The organism is Chamaesiphon minutus PCC 6605 (assembly GCF_000317145.1).
Lineage (GTDB): Bacteria > Cyanobacteriota > Cyanobacteriia > Cyanobacteriales > Chamaesiphonaceae > Chamaesiphon > Chamaesiphon minutus.
The window spans coordinates 4,945,459-4,957,534 of the sequence record NC_019697.1; the positions used below are offsets into that span (position 1 = coordinate 4,945,459).

The window sequence follows — 12,076 nt, forward strand, 5'->3', positions numbered from 1 at the left end:
TGGCTATAGGTAATGATTTACTCTAGATCCGAACCTAAGATCGAGCTTGACGGTATTCTCGATTGAGATGGGCGATAGTTGCTAGAGAAATTTCTTTGGGACATACCGCCGAGCAGGAGCCAGTATTACTACAACTACCAAAACCTTCTTTGTCCATCTGTGTCACCATATTCAGAGCGCGGCGTTGTCGTTCGGGTTGCCCTTGTGGCAAGAGTGATAAGTGGGAGACTTTTGCTGCGACAAACAGCATTGCCGAGCTATTTTTACAAGCAGCAACACAGGCTCCGCAACCGATACACATTGCATCGGCAAAAGCAGCAGCGGCGATATCTTTGGCAATGGGTGTCGCATTAGCATCTACAGCGTTGCCAGTATTGACGGAAATATAGCCGCCAGATTGGATAATGCGATCGAATGCCGATCGATCGACCATTAAGTCTTTGATTATTGGAAAAGCATTCGCACGCCAGGGTTCGACTGTAATCGTGTCCCCATCCCGATAGGAACGCATATAGAGCTGACAGGTAGTACTAGCTGTCTTGGCACCATGCGGGCGACCATTGATATACATCGCACAGGAACCGCAAATACCTTCACGACAATCATGGTCGAAGGCGATCGGGTCTTCATCTGCGATAATCAGGTTTTGATTGAGTAGATCGATCGTTTCCAAAAAAGACATGTCTGGCGAAACGTCAGCAAGCTGATATGCCACAAATCGACCGCTAGATTGGGCTGAGGCTTGTCGCCAAATTTTGAGAGTGAGTTTCATTTGTAAGAACGTTGACTCAATTGTGCTAGCTCAAATTCTACCGGTTCTGGGTGAAACTGCCATTGAAGATCGGGTAGATATTCCCAGGCGGCAACATGAGCGTATGCCTTATCATTACGTTGAGCCTCACCCGCCTCGGTTTGGAATTCAGTGCGGAAATGACAGCCGCAGCTCTCTTGACGGTGGAGGGCATCGATACACATTAATTCGCCCAATTCGAGAAAATCAGCGACGCGTTGCGCCAGATCTAGTTCGGGATTGAGTGCATCGACGGTACCTGGAATTTTTGCATCTTGCCAAAACTCCGAGCGTAAAGCCTGAATTTCGAGAATCGCCGATTTTAATCCCGCTGCCGTTCGGACGATGCCGCAATGCTCCCACATAATTTGACCCAAGCGACGATGAAAACTAGTAACTGTTTGACAACCCTGAATGTCAATCAATCGCTCTAGTCTGGCTCGGACGGCGGCTTCCGCTCGCATAAACTCTGGTCGGTCGATCGAGATTGGAGCCGTACCCAGATCGTCAGCTAAATAGTTGCTAATTGTAGCCGGAATCGTAAAATAACCATCCGCCAAACCTTGCATCAAGGCCGAAGCACCGAGCCGATTGGCCCCATGTTCGCTAAAGTTAGCTTCTCCCAAACAATACAAACCAGGAATCGCGGTCATTAATTCATAATCTACCCATAACCCACCCATCGTGTAATGCACCGCTGGATAAATTCGCATGGGCACGGCATACGGATCTTCACCCGTAATCTGGGCATACATCGCAAACAAGTTGCCGTATTTATTTTGAATCGCCGCTCGACCGAATCGATCGAGAGCGGCAGCAAAATCGAGATATACCGCTCGTTGGGAATGACCGACCCCATAACCAGCGTCACACACTTCTTTAACCGCGCGGGAGGCAATATCGCGGGGGACGAGATTGCCATAGGCGGGATAGCGTCGCTCCAAAAAGTAGTCGCGTTCCGATTCGGGAATTTCTACAGCCGGACGGCGATCTCCTGCCGTTTTGGGTACCCAAATTCGACCGTCGTTGCGCAAACTCTCCGACATCAGCGTCAGTTTCGACTGATGTTCGCCAGCCACGGGAATACAAGTCGGGTGAATCTGGGTAAAGCAAGGATTGGCAAATAATGCACCTTGCTTGTGAGCTTTCCAACTCGCACTCACGTTACTACCGATCGCATTGGTAGATAGATAAAAAACATTACTATATCCGCCCGAACACAGCAGCACCGCATGACCGAAATGTCGCTCTAGTTCGCCTGTGATTAAGTTACGAGCGATAATCCCCCGCGCTTTACCGTCGATGCGGACAAGATCGAGCATTTCGTGGCGGGTATACATGGCAATCTTACCCAGCGCGACTTGGCGTTCGAGGGCTTGATAGGCACCCAGCAACAGTTGCTGCCCCGTCTGTCCCGCCGCGTAGAAGGTACGCTGTACCTGCGTGCCACCAAAAGAGCGATTGCTAAGCATTCCGCCATATTCGCGCGCAAATGGGACGCCTTGAGCCACGCAGTGGTCGATAATCTGGGTGCTAATTGTGGCTAATCGATAGACATTGGCTTCTCGCGATCGATAGTCACCACCCTTAATCGTATCTATAAATAACCGCTGGACGGAATCGCCATCATTCTGATAGTTCTTAGCTGCATTAATCCCCCCTTGGGCGGCGATACTATGGGCGCGGCGGGGGGAATCCTGAAAACAAAAAGCTTTGACTCGATAGCCCTGTTCTGCCAGAGTCGCCGCTGCCGAGGCTCCAGCCAATCCGGTACCGATGATGATAATTTCTAGCTTACTTTTATTGGCAGGACTAATCAGACGGGCATTTTCTTGGTAAGTCTGCCACTGTTGAGCCACAGGCACCGCTGGAATTTTAGAATCGAGCATAGCCACTAATGAAGAAAAAGATCGGAATAGCTGCCAACCCTAATGGTACTACAATGGCAAAACTAATGCCGATCGGAGCGATGAGCTGAAGATATTGCTCTGTTACGCCCAGCGTAATGCACAGGCTGCGCCAGCCGTGGAGTAGATGTGCCGATAGCGCAATACAACCTAGCACGTAGATAGAGATTACCCAGCCGTGGCTCATGGTGTCTCGCACCAGCCTATACAAACTATCGGTGCTAGTTCCGATCGCGTTAGGCAACCAGAATTGGTATAAGTGTAAGACTAAGAAGACTAAAATTATCCCACCGAGCAGACCCATCGATCGAGCCGGATCGAATGACAAGCCAGGATTGACAGCATAAGGGGTGCTGCGTTTCGACTGGTTTTGGATACTAAGAGATATCCCCTGCCAAATATGGACGATCGAGCTACTAAATACCAATATTTCTAGGCCGTGTAGTAGCCAATTATGACGAAGTAGCTCGGCGGTGCGATCGAATAACCGACCGCCATCATTAACAAAAAGGGTAGCATTGAGGCCGAGATGGACGACTAAAAAAGCTATTAAGAACAGCCCCGTGCCAGCCATGATGACTTTGCGGCCGATCGAAGAGGAGTAAAAGTTAGGGACTTGCATATCGATACTTCATAACAGATCTCGGTAAACTCGAATTAACTCTACGGCAATCGGCTCCCAAGTGTAGTGTTCGAGTGTAAACTGACGAGCGCGATCGCCGATCGATTTGGCTAGATCGAGATCGGTTAAGACTCGATCGAGGACATGAGCGATCGATTCGATATCTAAATCGGCGACAAAGCCAAGACCTTTATCGCTCACAACCGGAGCTAGACCGACCCCTGGGGTAACTAAGACTGGAGTACCAACTGCTAAGGCTTCTAAGACAGAAATCCCAAAGTTTTCGGAGTGCGAGGTTAATGCAAATAAATTAGCTCCTTGAATTAATAAATCTTTGCGTTCTCCCTCAACAAACCCAACCATCCGCGTCCGCTGCTCGATGCCAGCATCAGCTAGTAATGCCTGAATTTCGGCTTCATAAGCTGGAGTACCATTGCCAGCCAAGACAAAAGTAAACCGCCGCTCTGTGATCCGTCCGAGCGCAGGAATCAAATACTCTAAACCTTTTTTATAATGCAGTCGAGATAAAAATAGAATAATTGGTTCGTCTAGGGCACAATTCAAACTTTGACGCAGGAGTTTAGCGGCATCCGGAATCTGGACTGGGGTATCTGTCAGGGCAAGTGGTAAGACAAAGGTTTGCGACTTCAAGTTCAGTGTCGCCACATCATCGCTTTCTTGCTGGCAAGTTACCTGGATCGATCGAGCACCATTAAGATTGGCTCGTTCGATCGCATTGAGATAAGTTTGCTTTTTCTGTCCGCCTTGCTGAAGCGACCACGCACAGAGCATTCCATGTGGGGTGGTAATGTACGGAATACCTCTGAATCGCGCGATCGCCATCGTTACTGTGGCTGTGTACGAAAATAGTGCATGAACGTGAATCACATCGTACTTGGTTACATTTTGGAATAACCAATTTGTAAACGATCCCGAAAATGCAAAGTCCCGGAGTGCGGGTAATTGGGGCGAGAAGCGAGCAAAAAAATAAGTAGGAACTCGATCGTAGATAGTAGACTTCCCTAATGGCACATCGAGCAAATTGTCCCCATCATCATTGGTAGTGGCAATTTCAGCATCGATCCCGCAATCTCGGAGGGCGCGCACCATATCTAAGACGGCGCGACTCGTCCCCCCTCTGGCGGGAGAAACCGAAGGAATTACATGTAAGATCTTCACTGATATATCCCAACATTATCGACATATTCTGCTTCGATACTCGCCTGATAAGTACGGAATCGATCGACTTCGAGTAAATATCCACCCATCATCAAATATGTCAAGAATGCCAGCAGCGAGAATGTAATATTCCCTAATAAAAATGCTTCAAAACAACTACCAATTAGCATCGATCCTAGTCCTGCGATTACGGCACTGCTCTGAAAAAAGTAATATGAATTACGATTGCTCAATTGATTTAGTTGCCAAATCATCTTCACAGACTCCCATCCCATCATCATCATCGGAATGAATCCCATTAAGCCAAGAGATGCGCCTACAGCGAGCCAAGAGTTTTCACCATAACCAAATCGACTGCCCTGTGCGAGTGGAGATCCGAATAAAATATTATCCATAAAAGCATTCCACATCCCATTCCAGACATTTTCACGAGTATTACTGGTAGATGTAAAGCGATCGCTCACATTTGTATCTATCCCTGTTGATGATGAACTCAAAGAATCTGCTCCTAAAAATGGTAAAACCAAGGCTGCGGATATGGCTAAAAACAAGATAATGCGTAACCAAGCTCCGCCATTATTCCGGTAAAACAATAAAATTGAAACAGCACTCATCATTAAGCCCGTACGAGAACCACTGAGTAATAAAAAGTACAAGGTTACCATTAAGGTTGCTACCCATAAGAATTTAGCAAAATTCCATCTGGGTATTTTTTGAATCAAAAACATCAAGCATGGAATCGTTGCGGCTAATAGTACGCCTGCATGTTGAGGATTTCCGGTCGTTCCTAAGAAGCGACCTTGTACGAACGTAATTGGTTGGCGGTTAATTAAAAATTGAATGCTATTGACAAAGACAAAAATCAATCCTGCTACTGCGATCGATTTAACCGCAAGATGAAAATTTTCATCATCCTGCATCCATTTACCCGGACCCATTTTGAACATAAAGATGATGCCACCAAACGTCAATGCAGAGATAACTGCAAATTCTCGATCGCCATAAAGCACCGTCTTCGCAAAAATGCAAAATTGGACGGCTAGGAGATAATTGATAGCTTTAGGAAGTAACTTTTGTCGCCAATTATTCTGAGTTTGTAATGCTACAAATATTAGTAGTATTAACAATACAATTGCCAATGGCCTACCATTACTACGAATTTGCTGGAGTGGAAACATTAGTGGTGGTGTCACTCTCGTCCACTGATCCTTAAATGTATTGAGGGATGAAGCAAAGCAACAGAGACTAAACAGCAACCAGCCTGTGGGACGATCTCGACTAGCTTTGACGACCATCAGTAAACCGATGGCAATACCAATTATGCCAATGGGAGTGGAGATGAAACCAATCAGTTGGTCGATAAAGGTTTTATTCATATTTTAATTTGATTAAGTTAGAACTCGATTCTTTCCAGCAGAGGCTCCGCCAAAGAGAGATGTCGAACTGAGTTTGCTTACTTTTGCTATCCGGAGAGAAGCTTGCCACCGATCGACCCAAATACCACTTGCATAGGGAGCAGCTAGTGTTTGAGATCTTTGACCCCAGATAGGTAACTCGGCATGATGCTGATGAAAGGTTAAGAAGGCTTGGGTGATACTTGCGGTATTTTCTTCAGGAATTACTAAACCGTTGTACCATGAGCGGACAACTTCGACCTCAGAACCACATACATCGGTACAAATAATTGGCAAACCTGCGGCGGCTGCTTCGACAATCGCTAACGGCCAGGGGTCGAATCGACTAGGGAGGATAAAAGCACCAGCCGATTGCCACACAGATTCCATATCAGTAGGTTGTAAAAAGCCACGATCGATAATTCCTGGTTTGCCTGCTAATTGAGATTTAAGTTCGCCTTGACCGCAACACACCAAATCCCAAGGATCTTCAACTCGATCGCGATAATCTTGATAGGCTTGGACTAATAAATCGATCGCTTTGACCGGAATATAACGTCCGATAAACAGAAACGATCGTGGCCAGTCTGCTTGAGATCGTTTTTTCCACAGCGGCACCCAGCTATTGTAGTCAATCCCATATAAACCTCGATCGATTCGCTCGGCTGCAATCCCCAATCGTTTGGCATATTGCCAGCTTCGCTCGCCTGTAACGACTACTCGATCCATCCGTTGCAGAAAAGAGCGTAGTACTAGCGGTGCCAGTCGTTGGCGCAAGTTATCTTTCCAAGGCGTATCCATGCCCATGATAAAAGCGGCATTTTGGAGCTTACTTGAAGTGGCTAATTTACAGTAGGGTTGATGCAACCAGCCACACATAACCACGACATCTGGGTGTTCTGATAACACCAGTTGCTCGATCGAATTTGAATCTTGTCGAGCCTGAAGATCGAGTAATTTAGAGGGAATACCTTGCATTAATCGATCGCCAAAAGCAGTTTCTGTCAATGCTTGAAATGCAATTACAAAAACATCGATCTCGGCTGATTCTTGCAATGCTCGCCAGCAGGCAGCCATATAACCAGAGATATCCGACCAACAGAAGACAACCTTGAGTTTCATATTTACCAGCACTATCGATTTAAACGTCTTGTCGATCGACCCAGATTAATTTGGCGAAATCGCCAATCCGCTTTGCCGTGTAAACACTACCATTCGGACGGGCAGTTACATCTACGCGACCGAGTTGGGGAATATCGATCGTTGCTTGACGAGAATTACCTCCTGCTGCCCAAGCCACGATCGACCAGTTAGCCTTGTTGCGATGCTTGCGAGCTAAAACTCGAATATCTGGATCTTTAGTCGGAAATTCATAAGCTGGCGTATCTTTAGACCACACATGTTTCATCGGCCCTGGTAGTAAATCTCCTTGGCGCAGATAATTTTCTAAATGGCTGAAAATGGCATGAACGCGACTGAGGGCAACCATTTGTAACAGCCAATTTGGCGGTCGATCGGCATTGAATGAAATCTCAAATCCACCCGTTGGGAAATCGAAGTAGCCAGCAATACTACCGATATTTCCTGCCATATAGTAGCACTTTAGAAATCCAATGTATCGATCGATCTCGCCAAATACCGGATCTTTACCGCGCATCCAGCCACTACAAACCCAGTTATAAGACAGAGGATCGCCGAACTTAATTTGCTGTCCGACGGAGTTAAGGACTTGTGTGAGAATGTCCATGTTCCCCGTCCAACCAGTATTAAACTCTTTGAAATATGTTGAGCTGCTGGGACGATCGGAAATCTTCCGCATGTACTTATAGTCATAGCACCATTGTTCCCAGCCGCCATAACGTCCGCGATGGGGATTGCTATCGGCGGGATAGTAAACATACATTTGACGATCGGGTACGGCTTGACGGACAGCCTTGGTGATAAACGACTCCTGATAAGCCTTGCGAGCGGAAATATATTCAAACCAATCGCGGTTTCTCCTTGCTGAAACTACTTGGGGATCGCGTTCGCAGGATTTCTGAATGCCACCCAAGACAGTCAATCCATATTCCCCACCGTTTAAAACCACGGAGATCGGTGCTTTGCTGCGAATCTGTTTTAATGGATCGGATCGCAGCTTGGCAGCGGCTTGTAATGCCGCTAGGGGGGCTTCTGGACTCCAGATTTTTTTACCATCTAGCAATTCCCCGCGTTCGTTCCGCAACCAAATTGCGTCAGGGGTAGTGGGTAGCTCTGGGCTAAGAATCACGGCAAGTTGGTAACGTTTGGGATTGGCAGCAGCCAAAGCCATTACTTTAGCTTCTTCACTTTGGGGATTACCCAGGGCGGAAGCAACTCGATCGACAGTTGCATAGGGACCCCACTCTAAAGCATAGCCCCAGCGATCGGCTAGTTCGACTCTACTGTCAAATGGCAATGTCCATCCAAACCGAGTCAGTGGCGGAAGTGTATGACCTCGCTTGAATTTTGGTGCGGGCAGTTGTTTTAAGTACTGTGCTGGGTCGAGCGAGGTACCAGTACCGATCGCGACAATCGGTGTCGCCGCATCATCAGACATTTCGGATAAGATCGAGCGGGCGCGCGATCTTGCTTGCCGATTGCTACAAGCGATCGCTCCCATCAATCCAGCACCTGCAAGAATAATCTGTCTGCGTTGCATAAATCTATTCCTTCACCTGGCTGGCGACTAATTATTTTTTAGTGTGATTTATTAATTTGTCTGCTCAGTTTATTACACGCTTGAATAGGTTTTATTGTTGATCGTCTAAATTTCTGTTCGATTTGAGCGGCCCGATAGAATAATGACTCAACAATTGCAGTTATAATTCTAAAGTTGCCAATGTGTCACCTTGATGTTCTGTCAAATGATAGTCATATTTTTTTAGTAATATATGAGCTTGCGATCGTTCATCTTCAGATAAATGGGCATGTTCGTATAAAATTAATTTTGGCTGATAACGTTCAAAGTCAATTTGACTGAGAACCTTAAAATCAAAACCTTCAGTATCAATGTGAACTAGATCTATTTTTTCAACATGATGTTTGTCTAAAACAGATTGCAATGGCAAACAGTCAACGATTGCTTCAATAATATACGGACGGACTCGATCGCTAAAATGATTGATAATATTGATAATATGGTTGATATCGAACGATCCTAATTGATCGTAAGTATTTGGTAGCTCGCCGACCAGCTCTTGACGACTATCTTCAGACAAATAATAAAAACTTTTTTTACAGGCAGTTAGCCCGATCGCCACATTTTCAAATACTAATCTAGATTCGTTTTTATATGTATCTTGGTAGTTTTCCTTGAGGCGATCGAAGCAAAAAACGACAGGCTCGATAAAAATTCCTGCATAATTTTTATTTTCGACAATCAGATTATGAATTGGATCTCCTGTTAGACCATCATTAGAGCCGACTTGCAAGAAGAATACATTATTATGTTTTTGAAACATGCTTGAATTTTAGCCTGTAGAAAAGGCTCTGGAGAATTAATCGCAATTCTATAAAGCTTTCTTGTGGCAAGATGAAGGGCTGGATACCTTCTCAAAAAACTTCTAAGATTAGATTCAATTGTATTCATTATTTATGAAAATGTTTGCAATGTAGTAACTAACCGATCGATACAATTAGACCAAGTATATCGTGCGACATGTTGATGTCCTCTGCGAATATATTCAGCTCTTAACTGTGGTGTGCGATCTAGAGCAGCCAAGATATCCACAATTTCTGCGGTGCTAGTTGGCTCGACGATAATCCCTGCATCACCAACAATTTCTGGTAAAGATGCTCGATTGGATACTACCGTCGGAATCCCAGCCGCCATCGCTTCTAAAGCGGGGATTCCAAATCCTTCATAGGGCGAGAGAAATAGCAAGGATGACGCACATCGCAATAAAGGAGGCAAGTCTACATCAGCAACCATTCCCAACAAGGTAATATTTGAATAGTCTCTTGCGGCTGTCACATAATCTGGTTCGGAGTCACCAGCAACAACAATCTGTAAGCCACTCTTGCTTTGTTGAAGCAGTTTGGCAACTTTTAGCACATCATCGGCACCCTTCTTATGCCGCAAACCACCCACAATCATAATATAGGGAGAGCGATCTGCATTACCGATCCTCAAAAGACTCGGCACCTGAAGATCTGCTAGCTCAATTTTAGCAATCTCAAAGAATGATGAATCTACACCGTTACCAATTACCTCAATTTTGTGGGGATTTGCACCCAACAAATCTACCATTCTCTGCTTTGAGAACTCAGATACAGTTAATACAACTTGACAACGAGCTAACGTTTTCCTCACCCACCGCCCCCATTTATAAGCAAACCACCGATGTTGCCAGGTATGCGACCACGGTAATTCAGTTTCAAACGCCTGAATATCATGAATGGTTACTGCGACTGGGCATTTAGAGACTGGAATATAAGTCTCCATCGGTGCATACAGCCAATCTGTATCATCGGGAATATGCCGATCCATGTTTGGTACTCCCAGTAGTTTCCAGGTTCGCTCGGTGGTGTTTTCCGCAGCGGGAAATGTAGTAAAGGGGAGTGATGACAATGGAGACAGTGGATCTAGTTGTCGATTCGCACTCAGCCACTGTTGAGAGAACAACAGTTTTAGAGACATCTCATCTCGTTTTTCTAGGCCCAACAACATATTATTAATATGTTTGCCAACTCCAGTACAAGGTAGATAGGTGCGGGTAGGATGAATGTAAGAAAGAAGGTTCATGCAGTCAGGAAAAACTCAATTACTAAGTATGCTCGATCGATTTTAGACAGCCTGTTAGTAATATTTGAAAATATCCACTCTGGAAAATTGCTGGAGGTTTTATTTAATGATGAAAAACCAATAAATATTGAGAACTAAAAAGAATCGTAAACTTTCTCTAGAATTTCAATATTTTTCTGGAGATTGTGAGATTGTTCGATATATCTCAAAGCAGCTCTAGATTTAGAGTTTAATTGCGTTCTGTCTGCCAAAATCGAACAGAATACCTCAATTAATAACTCTGTAGACAAAGCAGACATTTTGGCATTTTTTTCAGGAGAAGTTCGATCAAGAGTGAAAGCTTTGACAATAAAATTACCGTTTTCTGAAACCTGAGCCAAAGTTGAGTGATGTTATGGCATGATTTCCGGTTAACCTGGCAATACGGTATCGACTTATTAAAATTTACACAGCTTATTACGAATAAACTCTTTCAAAAATTTACTAAAATGCTCCCTTTTAAATGATTCAAACCAAATATTTCGATCGATGATGTGTTGATAGTTAGAGCGTAATGACTGAATTCTTAGTGCTGCTTCAACCAGACAATCAAAACTAGTCTCAAGTGCAAAGTTAGCTTGCCAGTATTCTAAAGCTTTATGCCCCATTTCCTCTGCTCTAATTTCTATTTCCTCTAATCGAGCGGGGATAGAATTAACATCACCTTCAGGAACTATCACGGAAAATTCATTCCAGTTGGTTCCTACTGGTGGTATCCAGTCGTCAGAGATAATAACAGGCACTCTACCCTGTCTCATCGTCTCAAAAACTCGATAGCTTGAAACTCCGATACCACGCGGGCACAAAACAAACTTACTTAAATTTAGAACATCCGCATATATTTTGTAATCTATATATTCAATCGAAGCATCTCTTAAATATGAGTGAGGATGATTTAAATTTAAAACTTTTTGACGTAATTTTGGGCAAGTGTTTGAGTTACCTATAAACGAAAATAAGTATTTACAGCTAGAAAATTCAGCTCGCTCGGTAAGTACCCAATCATCAAAGACACAGAAATAAAAACCATATTCATAAATGGGGTATTGATGTAAGTAACTAGGAATGGTGAGATATATCCCTGGAATCTTAGGTATTGTCACATCTTGAAAATCAACAACCAAACATTTATTAGAATATTTTTTGTATATGTCTGAATTAATAGTGTCGGAGTGATAATAACGTCTGAAGTCGATAAATAAGATAATATCTGCTTCACTCGGCGAATCTGTAATTTTATGGAAATCACTTCGACGATACTGCGCTGCTCTCATTACTCGATTAAAATTGTCAAGTGAATGAGGGTTCCACGAACTTTTCTCTGAAGTTGTCGTTAAATGTACTAGAGCCATATTAACTATATTTATTGCTTAAATGTTC

11 protein-coding genes are annotated in these 12,076 nt (G+C 44.4%); all 11 read right to left on the reverse strand.

Annotated features, from left to right (window positions below):
• Positions 1-34: 34 nt before the first annotated feature.
• The 11 genes from CHA6605_RS22505 to CHA6605_RS22555 all read right to left on the reverse strand — a co-directional run bounded on the left by CHA6605_RS22505 (position 35) and on the right by CHA6605_RS22555 (position 12,048).
• A complete protein-coding gene (locus tag CHA6605_RS22505) occupies positions 35-772 on the reverse strand; it encodes a succinate dehydrogenase/fumarate reductase iron-sulfur subunit (protein WP_015161680.1) in 738 nt (245 codons plus the stop codon).
• Positions 769-2,679 carry a fumarate reductase/succinate dehydrogenase flavoprotein subunit gene (locus tag CHA6605_RS22510; RefSeq protein WP_015161681.1) on the reverse strand — a complete coding sequence of 637 codons (1,911 nt, stop codon included), beginning with the start codon at positions 2,677-2,679 and terminating at the stop codon, positions 769-771. Before CHA6605_RS22510 ends, CHA6605_RS22505 begins: the two co-directional genes overlap by 4 nt.
• Positions 2,666-3,319 (reverse strand): succinate dehydrogenase cytochrome b subunit, encoded by a 654-nt coding sequence (locus CHA6605_RS22515; RefSeq protein ID WP_015161682.1) that lies wholly within the window; start codon positions 3,317-3,319, stop codon positions 2,666-2,668. The genes CHA6605_RS22510 and CHA6605_RS22515 overlap by 14 nt, the downstream gene beginning before the upstream one ends.
• Positions 3,320-3,328: 9 nt before the next feature.
• On the reverse strand, positions 3,329-4,498 hold the full coding sequence (locus CHA6605_RS22520; protein ID WP_015161683.1) for a glycosyltransferase: 1,170 nt from the start codon (positions 4,496-4,498) through the stop codon (positions 3,329-3,331).
• Positions 4,495-5,874, reverse strand: a complete 1,380-nt coding sequence (locus tag CHA6605_RS22525) for an O-antigen ligase family protein (RefSeq protein WP_015161684.1) — start codon at positions 5,872-5,874, stop codon at positions 4,495-4,497. Before CHA6605_RS22525 ends, CHA6605_RS22520 begins: the two co-directional genes overlap by 4 nt.
• A 12-nt stretch (positions 5,875-5,886) precedes the next feature.
• Positions 5,887-7,014: a glycosyltransferase family 4 protein gene (locus CHA6605_RS22530; RefSeq protein WP_015161685.1), complete on the reverse strand. Its 1,128-nt coding sequence runs from the start codon at positions 7,012-7,014 to the stop codon at positions 5,887-5,889.
• A 19-nt stretch (positions 7,015-7,033) separates the two neighbouring features.
• On the reverse strand, positions 7,034-8,572 hold the full coding sequence (locus tag CHA6605_RS22535; RefSeq protein WP_015161686.1) for a hypothetical protein: 1,539 nt from the start codon (positions 8,570-8,572) through the stop codon (positions 7,034-7,036).
• 160 nt (positions 8,573-8,732) lie between these two features.
• Complete coding sequence (locus CHA6605_RS22540; protein WP_015161687.1) at positions 8,733-9,374, reverse strand: FkbM family methyltransferase; 642 nt, start codon at positions 9,372-9,374, stop codon at positions 8,733-8,735.
• Between the two features lie 131 nt (positions 9,375-9,505).
• A complete protein-coding gene (locus CHA6605_RS22545) occupies positions 9,506-10,657 on the reverse strand; it encodes a glycosyltransferase family 4 protein (protein WP_015161688.1) in 1,152 nt (383 codons plus the stop codon).
• Between the two features lie 134 nt (positions 10,658-10,791).
• Entirely contained in the window at positions 10,792-11,037 is a 246-nt protein-coding gene (locus CHA6605_RS22550) for a hypothetical protein (protein ID WP_041548394.1), read from the reverse strand.
• Positions 11,038-11,094: 57 nt separating this feature from the next.
• Positions 11,095-12,048 carry an exostosin domain-containing protein gene (locus tag CHA6605_RS22555; protein ID WP_015161689.1) on the reverse strand — a complete coding sequence of 318 codons (954 nt, stop codon included), beginning with the start codon at positions 12,046-12,048 and terminating at the stop codon, positions 11,095-11,097.
• Positions 12,049-12,076: the final 28 nt, after the last annotated feature.